At 57.4% G+C, this 17220-nt stretch carries 7 protein-coding genes and 2 CRISPR repeat arrays (1 of these 9 running past the window's edge); of the genes, 1 reads left to right on the forward strand and 6 read right to left on the reverse strand.

Translation table 11 applies throughout. The features are described 5' to 3' along the window. Positions 1–518: direct repeats of the CRISPR family, unit length 28 nt; unit sequence TTTCTAAGCTGCCTGGGCGGCAGCGCAC; it begins 291 nt to the left of the window's first position. Positions 519–608: 90 nt separating this feature from the next. Further along, positions 609–7722: direct repeats of the CRISPR family, unit length 28 nt; unit sequence TTTCTAAGCTGCCTGGGCGGCAGCGCAC. A gap of 129 nt (positions 7723–7851) precedes the next feature. The 6 genes from cas6f to cas1f all read right to left on the reverse strand — a co-directional run bounded on the left by cas6f (position 7852) and on the right by cas1f (position 16355). Continuing rightward, positions 7852–8421, reverse strand: a complete 570-nt coding sequence (cas6f, locus tag KUC_RS04580) for a type I-F CRISPR-associated endoribonuclease Cas6/Csy4 (RefSeq protein ID WP_007111956.1) — start codon at positions 8419–8421, stop codon at positions 7852–7854. A gap of 3 nt (positions 8422–8424) precedes the next feature. Further along, complete coding sequence (gene csy3, locus KUC_RS04585) at positions 8425–9450, reverse strand: type I-F CRISPR-associated protein Csy3 (RefSeq protein WP_007111957.1); 1026 nt, start codon at positions 9448–9450, stop codon at positions 8425–8427. Between the two features lie 15 nt (positions 9451–9465). Next, on the reverse strand, positions 9466–10434 hold the full coding sequence (gene csy2 / locus KUC_RS04590; protein WP_007111958.1) for a type I-F CRISPR-associated protein Csy2: 969 nt from the start codon (positions 10432–10434) through the stop codon (positions 9466–9468). Further along, positions 10427–11791, reverse strand: coding sequence for a type I-F CRISPR-associated protein Csy1 (csy1, locus tag KUC_RS04595; RefSeq protein ID WP_007111959.1), 1365 nt, complete (start codon positions 11789–11791; stop codon positions 10427–10429). Before csy1 ends, csy2 begins: the two co-directional genes overlap by 8 nt. A gap of 224 nt (positions 11792–12015) precedes the next feature. Continuing rightward, complete coding sequence (gene cas3f / locus KUC_RS04605) at positions 12016–15360, reverse strand: type I-F CRISPR-associated helicase Cas3f (RefSeq protein WP_007111961.1); 3345 nt, start codon at positions 15358–15360, stop codon at positions 12016–12018. After that, positions 15357–16355 carry a type I-F CRISPR-associated endonuclease Cas1f gene (cas1f, locus tag KUC_RS04610; RefSeq protein WP_007111962.1) on the reverse strand — a complete coding sequence of 333 codons (999 nt, stop codon included), beginning with the start codon at positions 16353–16355 and terminating at the stop codon, positions 15357–15359. The genes cas3f and cas1f overlap by 4 nt, the downstream gene beginning before the upstream one ends. Before the next feature lie 155 nt (positions 16356–16510). Between cas1f and KUC_RS04615 the strand changes: the two genes are divergently transcribed. Beyond that, the gene (locus KUC_RS04615) at positions 16511–17182 is read left to right on the forward strand and encodes a hypothetical protein (RefSeq protein ID WP_007111963.1); all 672 of its coding nucleotides are present in this window, start codon (positions 16511–16513) and stop codon (positions 17180–17182) included. Positions 17183–17220: the final 38 nt, after the last annotated feature.

Raw genomic sequence — 17220 nt, forward strand, 5'->3', positions numbered from 1 at the left:
GTTCATTGATTTCTGAGCTGCCTGGGCGGCAGCGCACGATCCTTTAGCGCCCACTCTGCGTCTTCTTCATTTCTGAGCTGCCTGGGCGGCAGCGCACTTGTAGATCCGCCCGCCGTGCTTCACCCGCATTTTCTGAGCTGCCTGGGCGGCAGCGCACCCCCACCAACGCCGCGAACCGCCCGCATATCTTTTCTGAGCTGCCTGGTCGGCAGCGCACGATCAATCACGTCTCACTCATCGGCCCTTTCATTTCTAAGCTGCCTGGGCGGCAGCGCACCTCTACGACAATATCACGCGCTACGGCGAGTGTTTCTGAGCTGCCTGGGCGGCAGCGCACTACTGGGGCGCTAATACCGTGATGGCCGCGGCTTTCTGAGCTGCCTGGGCGGCAGCGCACATCTAATGACGCTAGGCGTTGGCGGGTACGTTTTTCTGAGCTGCCTGGGCGGCAGCGCACGATGGCATCCGCAGCAGGCGTCTAATCAAGCATTTCTGAGCTGCCTGGGCGGCAGCGCACTCAGCTCAAGCCGCGCGACTAAATCGCTTTGGTTTCTGAGCTGCCTGGGCGGCACGCACGGCCTGCCATCTCCCTTTTATCTCCCTCGCCATTTCTGAGCTGCCTGGGCGGCAGCGCACGGCTTGACCCTGAATCACCGCTATTCGTTTCCTTTCTGAGCTGCCTGGGCGGCAGCGCACGAAGGAGTACCCGTTTACTTGGCTGAAAATTGTTTCTGAGCTGCCTGGGCGGCAGCGCACGCCATCGTCGAAAACTGTGTGCGTTTGGGGCATTTCTGAGCTGCCTGGGCGGCAGCGCACTTGTCGCTAGAGAAATGGCACTGGCTCCACACTTTCTGAGCTGCCTGGGCGGCAGCGCACAAACGGAAGACAATTAGTGCCGCTAAAACTGATTTCTGAGCTGCCTGGGCGGCAGCGCACGTCCTTGGCCACGCCGACCAACACGACCGGAATTTCTAAGCTGCCTGGGCGGCAGCGCACTTCGGGAACACTGGCGAGCAAATGCGCCCTTATTTCTAAGCTGCCTGGGCGGCAGCGAACGCCATCATGGAGTACATTTCAAGCGGGCTATTTTTCTAAGCTGCCTGGGCGGCAGCGCACGTCACCTGGAGCAGCTACTGGATGCGCCGCATTTTCTGAGCTGCCTGGGCGGCAGCGCACTCGTGCGCATAGAGGCGGACGAAGCTCAGCCTTTTCTGAGCTGCCTGGGCGGCAGCGCACTCCTGCAAGCGTGCCTTTTGCTTGCTCGCCAATTTCTGAGCTGCCTGGGCGGCAGCGCACTTCTGGTTAACCGTGGAAGCATGGGACGCGCATTTCTGAGCTGCCTGGGCGGCAGCGCACTGATCGTAGAGCGCTTACGGGGTGTTGATAATTTTCTGAGCTGCCTGGGCGACAGCGCACGAGCGGGCTGCATCCGGTACGGAAGCCTTTGTTTTCTGAGCTGCCTGGGCGGCAGCGCACCCTTCGGTTCTTGGAAATGCAAACCGAGCAATTTTCTGAGCTGCCTGGGCGGCAGCGCACGCCATAAGCAGCAATCAGGCGAAGCTCCATCCTTTCTGAGCTGCCTGGGCGGCAGCGCACATGACCAACAAACAATTCAACAAGAAAGTGAATTTCTGAGCTGCCTGGGCGGCAGCGCACACACCACTAAGACGCCGCTGTACGTCGGCAAATTTCTGAGCTGCCTGGGCGGCAGCGCACAGCATGCGCAGGCAGATATCAACGATGACGTATTTCTGAGCTGCCTGGGCGGCAGCGCACGCTTGCATCGCTTCGATCCTTCCCGCCTGGTTTTTCTGAGCTGCCTGGGCGGCAGCGCACGGCGCTACAAAACGCATAAAACGGCCATCACTTTTCTGAGCTGCCTGGGCGGCAGCGCACATCGCTCAATGCGATGTTTTGCCAATTGAGCATTTCTGAGCTGCCTGGGCGGCAGCGCACGGCGGGCATATATCGGAAAGCAAAAAGCCCCGTTTCTGAGCTGCCTGGGCGGCAGCGCACTCCGCGCACCGTGATGCTGTAATCGTGCGAGCTTTCTGAGCTGCCTGGGCGGCAGCGCACCCAACCCGCGTCGAATTCAAGCCTGTCTTTGCTTTCTGAGCTGCCTGGGCGGCAGCGCACGTACTCCAAGCGCAATTGATCAAGGTCGAACATTTCTGAGCTGCCTGGGCGGCAGCGCACGCCTTTAGCCTGCCCATCACTGACAGGTCACGTTTCTGAGCTGCCTGGGCGGCAGCGCACAAGGGAGTCGAACCCTAAAGTCAGTGGTTGCCTTTCTAAGCTGCCTGGGCGGCAGCGCACCCGCTATTGCCGTGCACACAGCCAACCACCCATTTCTAAGCTGCCTGGGCGGCAGCGCACGTCGTGCTGCTGGTATCGGAGCCAATGGAATGTTTCTAAGCTGCCTGGGCGGCAGCGCACGTGTCAGAGCCTGTAAGTGTCATGGCCAGCACTTTCTAAGCTGCCTGGGCGGCAGCGCACTTAGGATAGACAATATCTCTGATTTCATATCTTTTCTAAGCTGCCTGGGCGGCAGCGCACAGGTAAGGGATATGAGGGCTATGCACTCAAGCTTTCTAAGCTGCCTGGGCGGCAGCGCACACACCCAGCCGCCCATCGACCTCGACGCATACTTTCTAAGCTGCCTGGGCGGCAGCGCACCGGCTGACCGGGCGGCGACAGCGGCTTGTTAATTTCTAAGCTGCCTGGGCGGCAGCGCACTGTTGATGTTGCTATTGATAATTGTACGACTATTTCTAAGCTGCCTGGGCGGCAGCGCACTCTTTAATTGCTGGCATCGGTACGCCTTTCATTTTCTAAGCTGCCTGGGCGGCAGCGCACGTACATTGAAAAACGGCGCGCCATGATGCAGTTTTCTAAGCTGCCTGGGCGGCAGCGCACGCTGGAATGGATGCCACATGCCATGCCACAGATTTCTAAGCTGCCTGGGCGGCAGCGCACGTCCCAATGGCAAGTGGTCGTGGAAAGGCTTATTTCTAAGCTGCCTGGGCGGCAGCGCACTTCCCATCGGTATCTTTGGGCACCGCTTCATCTTTCTAAGCTGCCTGGGCGGCAGCGCACGAAATCATCTTAAATCTGCTGGCACACCTGCTTTTCTAAGCTGCCTGGGCGGCAGCGCACTTTTGGTTAGCCAGTGGGCGGCGTTGTTGCGCTTTCTAAGCTGCCTGGGCGGCAGCGCACAGTCATAGAAAGGTGGGTTAGCGAGTCGATTTTTTCTAAGCTGCCTGGGCGGCAGCGCACGACTATCGTGGGCACGTTTACTGGACTGACGATTTCTAAGCTGCCTGGGCGGCAGCGCACAGCGGCGCTGCGCCATATCTGGAAGACATGGGTTTCTAAGCTGCCTGGGCGGCAGCGCACTTGAAGAAGCTTGCCGACACTTACGGCGGGCTTTTCTAAGCTGCCTGGGCGGCAGCGCACCAATCGCATCGCTAGGACTTGCAGCTTTTTCGTTTCTAAGCTGCCTGGGCGGCAGCGCACCCTTTATGAGAGAGTAATTATGAACGTGATGATTTTCTAAGCTGCCTGGGCGGCAGCGCACCGGAAGCCTCCAATGCCACCTCCTGCGTTGCGTTTCTAAGCTGCCTGGGCGGCAGCGCACGGGTCTCGGAGCGCCATTCGATGACGCTGCCATTTCTAAGCTGCCTGGGCGGCAGCGCACGCCCCATTCGCATTATCAACACCGCCGTTATCTTTCTAAGCTGCCTGGGCGGCAGCGCACGCAGCCGCCGGAACCGCATCGCTCGCCGCCTTTTTCTAAGCTGCCTGGGCGGCAGCGCACGAACGCGCACATGCTCAGCGCTATCATCGAGCTTTCTAAGCTGCCTGGGCGGCAGCGCACTGTGTTAGACCGAACGCGCTAGCTGTCAAAATTTTCTAAGCTGCCTGGGCGGCAGCGCACAACCCTGCACTTCGCTTTCGCGCTCTTGATATTTTCTAAGCTGCCTGGGCGGCAGCGCACACCTTATCAGCCATGAAAGCGGTGATTGTATTTTTCTAAGCTGCCTGGGCGGCAGCGCACATGCGCTTTTCTTCGACGGTGACGTTGATCGCTTTCTAAGCTGCCTGGGCGGCAGCGCACTCGCCGTCTACCGTCAGCTTGTAGTAACTGCATTTCTAAGCTGCCTGGGCGGCAGCGCACGACGGTGGCCACGGCGTCGAAGCGTTCGGCTATTTCTAAGCTGCCTGGGCGGCAGCGCACGCTGGAACATGAGGTTTTCTAGCGGCGGTACCTTTCTAAGCTGCCTGGGCGGCAGCGCACCTCCCCGCGCATGACTGCCCGCACCCTGTATTTTTCTAAGCTGCCTGGGCGGCAGCGCACCTGGCTTGCTCATCCAACTAGCGGTATACTTTTTTCTAAGCTGCCTGGGCGGCAGCGCACATCTACTTGGGTGCTTATCAGGGGCGGCGAGATTTCTAAGCTGCCTGGGCGGCAGCGCACTCTTTTTCTAATGTTCGTGCTTCCGATTTAATTTTCTAAGCTGCCTGGGCGGCAGCGCACGGTATTGCTGCTTTTGATTCATCTTCTAATAATTTCTAAGCTGCCTGGGCGGCAGCGCACTTAGTGGTGTGGAGTCTGGCTTAGTTGCTGTTTTTCTAAGCTGCCTGGGCGGCAGCGCACATTACGCTAAAAATATTGATGGTTTTAATTATTTTCTAAGCTGCCTGGGCGGCAGCGCACTGAGTAGAAGACGGGCCTTTGTTACGATAAACTTTCTAAGCTGCCTGGGCGGCAGCGCACGCGTTAAACTGCGCAGTAACGTCCATCCCTGTTTTCTAAGCTGCCTGGGCGGCAGCGCACTCTTGGCGTAGCCGTTGGCACAGCTCTAGGAATTTCTAAGCTGCCTGGGCGGCAGCGCACTGATCCACTCGGTCAGCGTGGCTCCGTGGGCTTTTCTAAGCTGCCTGGGCGGCAGCGCACGTGTTCTTCGCCAACGGTGACGAGCGCGTTGATTTCTAAGCTGCCTGGGCGGCAGCGCACCGCTGGGGCTTTTTTATATCTGCTTACCGTGATTTCTAAGCTGCCTGGGCGGCAGCGCACGGGTGCAATGCCGTTAACGGGCTGGATATTTTTTTCTAAGCTGCCTGGGCGGCAGCGCACGCGGAGCATTGAGTGCAGATAACGTTATTTCTTTTCTAAGCTGCCTGGGCGGCAGCGCACCCCGTGGCCGCTTTAACGACCGCGACCGCTTTTTTCTAAGCTGCCTGGGCGGCAGCGCACGTGGTTCTGCACTACGCGGTAAAGGTTGACCAGTTTCTAAGCTGCCTGGGCGGCAGCGCACCAAGTTAGGGATGTCCGCGCTGAGCGAGGTCAGTTTCTAAGCTGCCTGGGCGGCAGCGCACAAGTGGTGCCCGTGGTCACTGGTCGTGTGACTTTTCTAAGCTGCCTGGGCGGCAGCGCACGAGCAGGGGAACGGAGGTAGTGCGCTCAGTTTGTTTCTAAGCTGCCTGGGCGGCAGCGCACGTTGAGGGCTTTTTGGCTGCTTGGGCTGCCTCGTTTCTAAGCTGCCTGGGCGGCAGCGCACTTACCCCGCGCTCTGTAACAAGCTGACAATAATTTCTAAGCTGCCTGGGCGGCAGCGCACGCGAGGTGTGTGTACTGCCCGCCAGGGGCCAATTTCTAAGCTGCCTGGGCGGCAGCGCACGAACAACGACACCGCTTGAAAAGGCAACCATTTTTCTAAGCTGCCTGGGCGGCAGCGCACAGGATTCACCGTCACAAAGGAAAGCCCCTACTTTTCTAAGCTGCCTGGGCGGCAGCGCACACAGTTTCTTACACAAAATACAGGAAGCCGGTTTTCTAAGCTGCCTGGGCGGCAGCGCACCTGGTCTTTCTGCGTCCAATGCCCACCCTTATTTTCTAAGCTGCCTGGGCGGCAGCGCACACATCCTCGGTGGCGCGTGGAATTCGCTGTTTTTTCTAAGCTGCCTGGGCGGCAGCGCACCTCCGATGCGGTGAATGACAAGCTTTATGAGATTTCTAAGCTGCCTGGGCGGCAGCGCACGCGACCGTTGCCGATCGTCGCGGTGTCGCTGTTTTCTAAGCTGCCTGGGCGGCAGCGCACAGATGCCGCCATTGCGGCCATGGGTGCGGACTTTTCTAAGCTGCCTGGGCGGCAGCGCACACCGCTGAAATCGACGGCACCACGCCGAGCAATTTCTAAGCTGCCTGGGCGGCAGCGCACGAAAGCCAACTGGTTAAGCCCTCCCAGCGGCTTTTCTAAGCTGCCTGGGCGGCAGCGCACCAGACCCAGTCAGTACCCGACGGCTACCGGATTTTCTAAGCTGCCTGGGCGGCAGCGCACCTAAATAGGGGTGTACCAGGGTAGCTGCGCCGTTTCTAAGCTGCCTGGGCGGCAGCGCACACGCCTTCTGGCAGCTAGCGATTGGCTCCACTTTTCTAAGCTGCCTGGGCGGCAGCGCACCCGCCAACAACCTGCTCTATGCCGCTCATAATTTTCTAAGCTGCCTGGGCGGCAGCGCACTACGCTGAAATGCCAACCGACGTTGCCGATATTTTCTAAGCTGCCTGGGCGGCAGCGCACATTTGCCGCAAAACATGGTCCGAATTCCCCGTTTTCTAAGCTGCCTGGGCGGCAGCGCACAAGAGCTTATTGAGGGCGGCATAAATGCGCTATTTCTAAGCTGCCTGGGCGGCAGCGCACTAACTGCTCGCCATCGTACTCGGTGGCAGCCGTTTCTAAGCTGCCTGGGCGGCAGCGCACGCCAACTTGTGCGAAGAAATCATTAAAAAAGGTTTCTAAGCTGCCTGGGCGGCAGCGCACTTCGTTTACGGCGTCGAATACCAGGGCGTCTATTTCTAAGCTGCCTGGGCGGCAGCGCACTGAAACCCTGGAAACCCTGGAGGCTATCCAATTTTCTAAGCTGCCTGGGCGGCAGCGCACAGGGCGGTGCGCGGGGCGCGATGGGGCACAATTTTCTAAGCTGCCTGGGCGGCAGCGCACAAGAAAATACAGGTGATGACTATGGTGAGTCATTTCTAAGCTGCCTGGGCGGCAGCGCACCTCGAAAACATCGGCCTCCGCTTCTTTCAGGTTTTCTAAGCTGCCTGGGCGGCAGCGCACACCACGTTAGAAACTGCCTCCGATCTATCACTTTTCTAAGCTGCCTGGGCGGCAGCGCACGCCGTAACCGGCATCGGCACGCTATCGCCTTGTTTCTAAGCTGCCTGGGCGGCAGCGCACGCCTGCGTGAGCAAGGGGTAACCGTGTTTAATTTTCTAAGCTGCCTGGGCGGCAGCGCACTTGTATGGTTATTGATACTTATTGCCGTTGTTTTTCTAAGCTGCCTGGGCGGCAGCGCACAGCGGGCCGTAGTGATCGAAGCGGCTGGTCAGGTTTCTAAGCTGCCTGGGCGGCAGCGCACAAGCAGGGGAACAGAAGTAGTGCGCTCTGTTTTTTCTAAGCTGCCTGGGCGGCAGCGCACACCTTGAAGCCGCAGCGAGTTGTCTGGCTCCTTTTCTAAGCTGCCTGGGCGGCAGCGCACCTGTAGTGGCGTTGCTGCTCTTTTTCATCGTTTTTCTAAGCTGCCTGGGCGGCAGCGCACGGATGGGGTATGTAGGGGAGCTGGTCTTCAAATTTCTAAGCTGCCTGGGCGGCAGCGCACGGTGATGCGTGGAAGCACCTTTTGTAGGCTGCTTTCTAAGCTGCCTGGGCGGCAGCGCACTAGAGCTTATCAAAATTAATGTGCTGATTGTTAAAGAGCTTTAGCCGAAAAAAGCGGTATCACCCTTTTTTGAGCGATACCGCTAAGTGGTTGATTATTAGTGGCCTATTTTATCGCTGAAAAAAAGGGTCAAAACCAGGGCACCGTTGCGTTGGGGCTTAGGCCGTAATGGCTAAACGTGCCCTCCGTGGCAGAAGCGGTCGGTTTGCCATGTTCAATAAACAGGCTAAAGCGCTGCTGGGTGGAGCGGCTATTTATTTGCACGAAGGGTAGCTCAATGCGCCGCGCCGCTAGCTTTGCATAAATCTGCTGCGCTTCGTCTTCCGAAATGTCATGCCGCTTGGCGTAGCGCTTGGCACGGCTTGGGTTTCCCGTATTGAACTGCTTGCGCGCCACGTTGATATGCTGAGCACCCGCAGGCACCGCAAGCACCTCGCTCACCTGGGTGTGATCGCGCATGCCCGTTAGCCAGTCCGCACTCATTAGCTGCTGCAAGCGTGCCTGAGTACCGTGCAAACGCAGATGATCGCCTAACGTGCGGGCGCGTACGCCGTGCTTATGGCCTGGGAAGCTGATACCTACGTCTTCTGCCTGTAAATCAAACAGCGCCCGATGCAGTTTGTTATAAAGCGCGCCCATCAACATTGCAGGGGCGAAGTCAGGGTCGGGCCTTAAACGAATGTCGATATAATGATCCATGGCTTACCCCGCTTCGCCGAACACACCGCCGCGAATCAGCGTTGCCATCACAAAGTGCTGATCCTCTTTGGAAGGCACTTGGTCTTTGATCATCCAGTTATCCAGCAGTGAGTAGAAATCAGCCTTCTGCTTGGGCTGGCGGTACGCTTTGCCCTGGGTAGTCACCGAGCCATAGGGCTCCACGGCAATAGGGCCAAGGTCTTCATCGTTCTCATTGGGGTACCAGGTATCGATGGTTCGAATGGCGTTACCCAGTTTCTGCGAGTGAATACCGGCAATCTTGCTAACGTGATAAAGCGTTTTGCTCTTATCGCCCCGGCCCCGGTCTAGAATCAGCTCTTGAGATGGGAACACCTCTTGGCCACTGCCCACGCGCACATAGGCCACTACCTCTAGCAGCAAGTGCTGCTCACCGGCCAACGCGGCGGCGATAACATCGGCGAGTTCTTTAAGCTCGGCGGTGTTATCGAAAGCCCGCAACGAGAGCGACAGTGCATCAAACGTCCACTCTTTAGTGGTTTTGCCCTGGGCCAATTGGCGAACACTCACCTCGACTTGCTCTGCGCCCATGCGGTTGCGCCATAGAAAGCGCCCATTAGCGAGGTTATTGGCATAGCGATGCGCCAGCTCGCCGAAGCCTTGCGCCTGCTTATACTCAGCAACCGCCTGCTCCAGCTTGGCTTGGTACTCGGCGTTGTTACAGGCTGAAGGCGTTCCGGCACCGGCCAATACACGTAGCGTAAAACGAGTAACTAACGTATCTGCATCGTGGGGCAGCGTGGCGACATCGACAGTTTGCAGGTTGGGATTTTCAATCGCCGCGTCTAGTTTAGCGGGGTCTTGGTCTTTGGCTTTCAGGCGGTTGGAAATGGTGCCGCGCACCGATTTTTCGCGCACTTCTACCGGCTGCCACTGCTGCTCATCTTGCCGCTTTTCCCAGTTGCTGGCGTAAAGCAGGGCATCGGAAGGGTCAAGCTTGCGTTCAAAGGCGAGGACGGAAGCGGTTTTAAGGGTGTCGTTTTTAGCCATGATTAAGCTCCTTGTTTACTGTGCTGAGGCGCGAAGGTGGTAATCGTTGTTGAGTCGGTAAAGTCCCGCTTCTTCGTCGTTTTCAACGTACCAAAGCAGGTCTTCAGGTTGCTTCATGCGATGGGGGCTGACCCATTCGCCAATGGAGTAGAGGCTTTCAACAAAGCGAAACTGGGTCTTGTTATCCCGGGCGTTAGCCACTTCTCCAGGATTAAAAAGGTCAGAAATAGCGCCGTAACCTACGGGGATAGGCACCAGCCAGCCGCGATAGGGGCGCTGCACCTGCCAAACAGGCTTCTCGTTGGATTCACCTTTATTTTCAAGGGCGCAATAGTGGTTAAGCCGTGAAAGGTCTAGCCACGCATCCAGCAAACTGGCCTCCGGGTTTTGCTGCTGCAGCGTTTGGTGGTGTTCGGTGAGGTAGTCATCGCGCAGAGTTAACGCAAAGCCCGGCAACCAGCGCCGTTTCAGGCGCGCGAACTTACTTTCACGCCTCTCTTCATCGTCATCAAGCGTGACCCATTGCGGGCGTTGTTTGTGGCTTGGCACGGCGCGGTTGGGGATGACGCTGCCTCCAGCAATACGCATACCCGCAACGATCTCACCAATTTTTTCCGCAATGTGCTCGTGCTCACTTTCCGCCGCCGCTGAATCAATTGTGAAGACCACCGTGATATCCAGATGGATGCGCCCTTCTTCTACAATCGCTGCCGTACCACCGGTTTTATCCACCGGATTACGGGTCAGATGAAAGCCCCGAATGTAGCCACCCTCTGTAGCCTGTGCGTCAAAATCGTGGCAAATAACGCCGACGTTACTGAGCGAAACGTTGATACCTGCTGCATAGAGCTTGCGCTCCAGGGCGTGCATCAAGCCCACAAAAGCGCTCATGGCAGGAAAGCCCCAGGTCATTGGGCTGGAAATCGCGTTGGCGTTTTGCACCCGCAGGCGCGGCAGGACTAGGAGGTTTTTCACTTCACTCATCGTCATCACCTCCTGGCAGGTTGTGTAAATCTTCCATTAGGCTTTCCATCCAACGGCGGTCGCGATCTTGAAGGCGCTGATGAGTCGCATCTTTTGCTAACGTTTTCTGCCAGTGGCGAAATTCCACATCGCCTAGTGGAAGCTTCCCACCTAGCGTGGCATTCAGCCAATTGGCAAAGCGGTGGCGAATATCGTCCGACCACTCCACGCTGTTTCGCGCTTCACGAAAAGCGGCATCTTCCTCGGCTCGGCCAGGGTCTAGCCAGAAGGCTTCTTCGGCGACCAGTTCACATTTTTCATCGTCGCTCCAACCCGCAGGTAGGCTATGCATCTGCATCGCAAACAGCGCTAGCTCGTCCATCAGCATGGCCGTGTAGTCATCGCGCAGGTCGCGGGTGTGCATATCCGTGGAAGGGTTGGCCTCCAGAAAGCGCTTGAGGTCTTTAACAAGGGAGCGCACTTCTGAGCGGCTGCCAAATACTCCTGGGTGGGAGAAAACCGATGCTACTTTTAGCGGCGGGCGAATATCACGTACATTCCAACTGGGCGGAAGCGATGCCAACAAATAGTTGTTACCGCCGCGCTCGCTGTTAAGTTGCGAGATATTTTGCGGCTTGGTACCACCCATTTTTTGTACGGCCAGGTTGGGGTAGCTGTGCACGGGTTGCTCGGCGTATTTGCCTTCCCGCTTGGCTTTTCGTGCCTCTTTAGCCTCTTCGCTAAAACGGTCATGGTTAATGGTTTGAAAAACGCGGTGGGCCAGCGAGGTGGCATAGAGCGGGGCTAGCAGATGGAAGGCTCCATTTTCCAAGGCCTCATCGCCCACCAGCCAGTAGAGTTGTTTGCCTCGGGTATGTGAGGCGTGCTCGCCACGCGGTTCGGTAATCGCCGCAAAGGCATTGATCCACGTCTGGGCTTGTTCGGGGTTATCACTTAACGCTTTGGCAAACTCGCTATCATTTTCTAGTGCGCGCTCAAGCAGCGATTTTCCCTCGAACTGCAGCTTTAAAAATTTATAAACATCCAGTGCTGCGGCGTTCCCCACCACATCGCCCGCAAAATCAGCGGGTAGTACATGACTACCGACAAGATAATGGTTGTTTAGCGATTCAGGCGGGACGTAAAGGTTGGAGCCTTTGGCATCGGGGTGGATAGGTTTTAGCGAGTGGGTTACGACTTGCAGTTGACCAACGCGCCTTGCTGCATCGTTGATCCAGGTATCGAATTGGAACTGCTCAACCAGTGCTTGGTATTTCGGATCGTCAGGAGCTAGCTTTTCCGCCTTGGTATCGAAGCGCTCTTTTAAGAAGGCTTTAATCCCAGAGCGAATTTCTGCTGCTCTGCTATTATCTGCCATACGTTTTCCCTTTGGTTATCACACTCTGTTGGCATAGAAATGATGATAAATCACCGTGACCAAATCTTTAGTATTCTTTGGTCTGAAGAAGATCAACAATTTGTTGGCTTATGCCCTGATTTCCCCAGTCTTTCCTGGCTTGCGAATGACAGCGCTGATGCGCTTGCTGGCATAGAAACGCTGGTTTGCGAAACCCTCGCAGATATTAACGAGCATGCTTGACGTCATTTGCTCCGCCAAAACCCCAACACCGGGTGATATCCCCAGCGCTGGTTTCTAGCCGAGGCCGTTACCGTTCCGAAGGTTCGGGCGGCGCGATCCAGGGAGATATCCAGGTCTTCTGCTAAGTCCGCCAGTGCTGTTAAGTAGTCGCTGGCGCCCCAGGCTTGAATCCGCTCGCCCTGCTCTTTTGTTAGGTCTACCCGCACCAGCAGGCTCTCTTCTACCGGCACATAGAGCTTTTCACCCCGCCTTGCGCCGTCGTCTACGCGGTGTAGCGTCCAGGTTTCACCGCCCTCATCGGGCAGCAGCGCTAGGGTTATTTCAGGTTCAAGCTGCTGACGAAATGGGTCACGCTGAATCAATACACCGGTTAAGTGCAGCTGCGGCATGACATGCCAGCTATATGCTCCCAAGGGCGGTGGTTTGGGCTGCTTGCCAAGCCTGATCTCTTTTTTGGTTAACGGTTCAGTGGGCTGTTCGATCATCAGTTGGTATAGCCGCTCATGCTCCAGATCGACGAGACTTTCTGTGGCGTGAAGCGTTTCCCGCGCCAGCACGCGGGGGCGAGCGTCAATCACTTGGTACTCATCCGGCGTTAACAAGGTGTTAAGTGAGTGGTTTTTGAGACGCCAGGTAGTGTTTGTTTCAAAGCCTGGCTTATGAAAAGCAGGTTCTCCCGGTCGCTCAAGGTCTTTTAGATTGGTCTCTAACAGCAAAATATTAGGCGCTTCACAGGCCTGCTCGCGGTGGCGGCGCACGCGGCCCGCTAGCTGAATGATTGAACGCATGGAAGAAGGCTCTACTATCGCCCAGTCGTAATCGTGGTCGCGGCCCACTTCCGTTACCGGCGAGCCCAGCACAATAAACAGGTGGTCGTTTTCTTCGCTGCTATCCAGCAGGCGGCGGATATCAGGCTGCTGAAACACGCGCTCGAGTTCGGCGCGTTGCAGCGTTTTATCCAACCGGCGCTCGATCTCCGAGCGCATTACCAGCGGGTGGCGGGAGTGGTAAACGCAGAGGTGAATGCGCGCACCTTCCGGCGCGCCCTGCTGGAACAGCGCCCTGGCCACATCCACTAAGGGGTCGATATTGGCCATACGCATAAGGCCAAAACTGACGCGTTTGCTGGTGTGAGGATCAACGGAGTGGTGCTGCTGGTGCAGCGCCAGCGCATGCTCGCGCAGCAGCGCTGCAACCGCGGGCCTTATTTCTTCTGGCCGCTTACCCAGCGCTGGCAATGCTAAAATCTCGCCACGGCGGCGCACCGGGCTAGTGGCTAGGCGCTCTAACCGGCGCTTGGCAAACGCTTGATGCGTCGCTTTGAAGGCCTCGCTGCTGGCGCAGTTTTCATGCTGACGGTCGTGCTCGTCGAACCAGGCGCAGCAGATATCGACCGCCAAGCCCGGCTCGCCACGGTGGCGCTGAAAGGCTTTGCGACCGCTGCGGTAGGCTTCATACAACCCTTCGACCAATGCAGGCGGCAAGGTGGCGGATGACAGCAGCACTCGCGATCCTAAGAGCCCCGCCCAATTTACTAATCGAGTCAGTGCAGGCAGGTCGTTAATATCGAAATCGTCGATTTCATCGAGCACTAAATCACTGCTCATTAGCCGCAGCATGGGCACGATCTGCCGCCCGCCGCGGGTGCTTTCCGTAGCGGGCACCAGATGATCAACGGTACATACCAATATAGGCGCGGCGATCAGGGCGCGGGTGCCCGGTTCATTATTCAGGCGGCGCAGCACCGGGTGGTTATCGAAGTTGCCGTCAAACACCACGTGGGCGTCTTCTTCGATCAGCGCCTGCTGAGACGCAGAACCGCTGGCTTCGGCTTCTTGTTCATAGTGCTCAAACAACGTTTTATTGGCACTACCACCCACACGGACAGCGAGTTCATCCTCCCCCAGATGCAAGCGTTCACGAAGAGCTTGACCGGTTTGCAGTGTTAACGTGCGCAGCCCAAGAGCAATGCTAAAACGCGCGCCCTGCTGAGGATCAGCCAGCGCGTACATAATGCGCCCATTCGCCAGCGTTTTGCCGCAGCCGGTGGAGGCCATATTGATGCCAAAAAAGCCTTGCCGTTGGCTGCGTTCTCTAAGTGATTGAGCTAGGTCAAAGGCTTTGTCCTGCCAGCGAAAGCGCGGGTGACTGCTGCGTTTACGAAAGCCTTTATGGCGCGCTAAACGCGGCAAGTGGCTGTCGATGCTAGGCAGCGCGCGCGCTATCGCGGCGGCGTGTTTTTCCACGCCCAGGATATGCTCATCCAACGGCTGATTGGGCTTGCCGGTTTTGCGCACGGTATTGGCTATTAGCGGATAGTTAGGTTCGCCACGAACGCGATGCTGTAAGTCTTCCAGGCTTGAGTAGTGGTGGTCGGCGAGCATTAAGCTTAGCCGCGCCAAGTGCATGACGTAGTGGCTTTCCAGCCAGTGGCGATTCGTTTCCAGCCGTGCCTGCAACCGCCTTGCCAGTTTGGTGGCGCGCTCGCGCCAGCGAGAGGTATTCAACGGCAACCCACCGCTGAATTGCCAGTACGGGGCGATACGCTTAGGGTCTTGGGTTTCGGGAATCTCATTCCACTCGGCATGAATAGACGCAAATAGCCCGCCCAACTGCTCCGCCTGAAGGGGCGCCTTTCCTCTGCCCCAGCGCCTTTCAGTATCGCCATCCTTTTCCGGCGGTTTTAACGGCAGACGGTGGTGGCTAAGCACCAGCCAACCCAGCGCGGCCGCCAGCGGTGGCAGCTCGCTAAACACCGCCGACGTGGCGTTATCCAGCCCGTCGCGTTCAACGCCTTTCACCCAGTCCTGCTCTTGATAGTTGCCTTCGGCGAGTCGCGCCAGCCAGGTGGCATCGTCGTCACTTCCGACAAAGGCTTGGAACAGCCTTAACGATACCCACTCATGGCGGTATAAATTGCGCCCTTCCAACTTGCCTTTAAGCCGCTGCTGAAAGGCGTCGCAGGCTTTGCCCAGGTCGTGCAGTAACGCGGCCATAGCGGTGAGCAGAAGAATATCTTCGCCGTTGTGCCAGTCGTTTTCATCCTGGCGGCGCAGAATATCCCGGGCAGTGGTATTGGTCGGTACTGCGCCATTGAGATTGAACTGGACGGCATCCCCCACCACCCACAGCAGCTCGCTGTGGTCGTGGCCACGAATCCAGTGGCAGGCGACGGAAGTATTCTTACGAGCGGTTTTGCGCAGTAGTTTGCGCAAGGTATCCAGCCCGGCTTGGGTGATCGGTGTTTGCCAGGTGCGATCGCCACGGCGTTCAGCAAACTGATCAAGCACGCGCCGGGTTTGTTTCAGGGCGTTCTTGTTGCATTGGGAAATCAACAGCACATTCATGCTTCGCCGCTCCCCTGCTCTTGCCCCAGCGCATGCCCCAACTGCTGGGCAACTTCCTTGAGCGTATCGATCATAAAGTCGAGGGATTCGGTGCGGGTTAAGCGCTCGATGCAGGCTTGGCGAAACTCCTGCTCTTCATCGCCGCGCATAGCAGAAATAAACGCCTGGGGCAGAATCACCGCGTCTTTGACTAAATCCGCCACGTCGAACACTAAGCCGCCCCGGCGGGTTTTGCCGTGGAGTACCGCAAGCCCGTGGGGAATACCCAGCACCCAGGTAGCGGTGGCCGCCAAACCGTAAGCAAGATAGTTGCCGTGATCAAGAAAGCGGTTGGCGGGGTCGGTGCCCGAACCGCGTTTGGCGCGGGTGAAGTCACCGTAGTCAACGGCGTTCACCGCCAGCTTGAAAAGCGTTTTGGTTAACCTCGCTTCCAGGGTGAGCAGATCAACCGTGCTGGGAGCTTTTTTGATCGCTTCACGGTGGTGGTTCAATGCGCTGTGCAGGTGATCGGTGGAAATACTAAAGCCTGCGTCTTTCATCACACGGCTTGTCCACAGCGCTTCGATGCGGGCAAGGCGGGCTTGCTGAAAGGCGCGGGCGGCATCCAGGCGCTTTGAATCGTCAAACCAGAAGCGCACCCAGTATTGCAGGTATTCCGTGGGCCGGTACTCGCTTTGCGGGGTCAGCCAGGCAACGTCTACATCCACCTCGTTGGCGGCAAATAGCGGCGTGCCACCGCCACCGCAAAACCCGACTAATACACCAGCTTTGGCTAGCTCGCGCATCGCCGCCTGGGTAATCGAGGTGCCGGTGCCCAGCAATATCGAAGTAGTATTGGCAATGGGGATATTCCAGTAGCGGGATTTACTGCCCTCATCGGTGACGTATTCCACCCGGCCACCGTTCACCAGTACCCGGCAATGCTGCAGGTAATAGAGGTTGGCGCGCTTGGAGTGAAGAATGGTTTTTAAATCACTGGGCGAAAAGTCATCCATGCGGCGCTCCTGATGGTCGTTTTGCTCATCTAATCATCCTTCGCCCTGCAACGCCATTGACCTTAGTCATACTTCGCCAACCCTGAATCCTCCTCGTCTGATTTGATTTGCGTGCTACGCTTAGCGCTATCGCTCCCCTTTATAGGCCTTTCACTATGCATCCATTTCGTCTTCTCACCGCCTTGGTTTCTACGCTGGTGATCATCCTGCCTGTCTCTCTGCAAGCTCAGGCTCAAACCAACGGGCAATGGAGCGAGTACGATGATGTGTTTGAAGACGGCGCCCGCCATGCCAACGTTTGGCAGTGGGGCTGGACCGGCATTTACGCTACCAGCCTGGCGGTGAACGCTTACCAGTCGAGTGAGGCGAGCGACGACGATGACCGCTTTGATGCCAGGGTGGGCGTGGTGAAATCAGCGCTGGCCGTGGGCGGTATGCTGACCGACCGCCAGCCGCACCCGGCGGCACTGGCGGAATATAAGCGCTTGAAAGCCAGCGGTGATTTAAGCGGCGTGCAGGCGCTAGGCTTGCAGCTTGCTCAAGCAGAGCGCGAGCGGCGCGGCTGGGGTGCCCGCGTAAGTTCGTTGGTGGTGAATGGCGTGGCGGGCGCGGTGATTGCCGCCGATGGCCGGGAAAGCGATGGTGCGATCAACTTTGCCACCGGCATGCTGGTCAACGAGCTGCAAATTTGGTCGCAGCCCAATCAGGCATCTTCCGCAATTAATCGCTTCCAGCCCGCCAATCTATCGCTGGGGCCGATGACGATTCCCGGTGAATACGCGCTGCATGTATCCCCTCAGCAGCTAGGTGCTACCTGGCGCTACTGATTATCCCTGCTTGTACTCCCCTAGCGATTTTTCGCCAG

It is taken from the genome of Vreelandella boliviensis LC1 (assembly GCF_000236035.1).
Lineage (GTDB): Bacteria > Pseudomonadota > Gammaproteobacteria > Pseudomonadales > Halomonadaceae > Vreelandella > Vreelandella boliviensis.

What these genes read in the sequence shown, in the direction of transcription:
- cas6f (WP_007111956.1), bottom strand. Translation starts at nt 8,421, where the DNA reads ATGGATCATTATATCGACATTCGTTTAAGGCCCGACCCTGACTTCGCC.
- csy3 (WP_007111957.1), bottom strand. Translation starts at nt 9,450, where the DNA reads ATGGCTAAAAACGACACCCTTAAAACCGCTTCCGTCCTCGCCTTTGAA.
- csy2 (WP_007111958.1), bottom strand. Translation starts at nt 10,434, where the DNA reads ATGAGTGAAGTGAAAAACCTCCTAGTCCTGCCGCGCCTGCGGGTGCAA.
- csy1 (WP_007111959.1), bottom strand. Translation starts at nt 11,791, where the DNA reads ATGGCAGATAATAGCAGAGCAGCAGAAATTCGCTCTGGGATTAAAGCC.
- cas3f (WP_007111961.1), bottom strand. Translation starts at nt 15,360, where the DNA reads ATGAATGTGCTGTTGATTTCCCAATGCAACAAGAACGCCCTGAAACAA.
- cas1f (WP_007111962.1), bottom strand. Translation starts at nt 16,355, where the DNA reads ATGGATGACTTTTCGCCCAGTGATTTAAAAACCATTCTTCACTCCAAG.
- KUC_RS04615 (WP_007111963.1), top strand. Translation starts at nt 16,511, where the DNA reads ATGCATCCATTTCGTCTTCTCACCGCCTTGGTTTCTACGCTGGTGATC.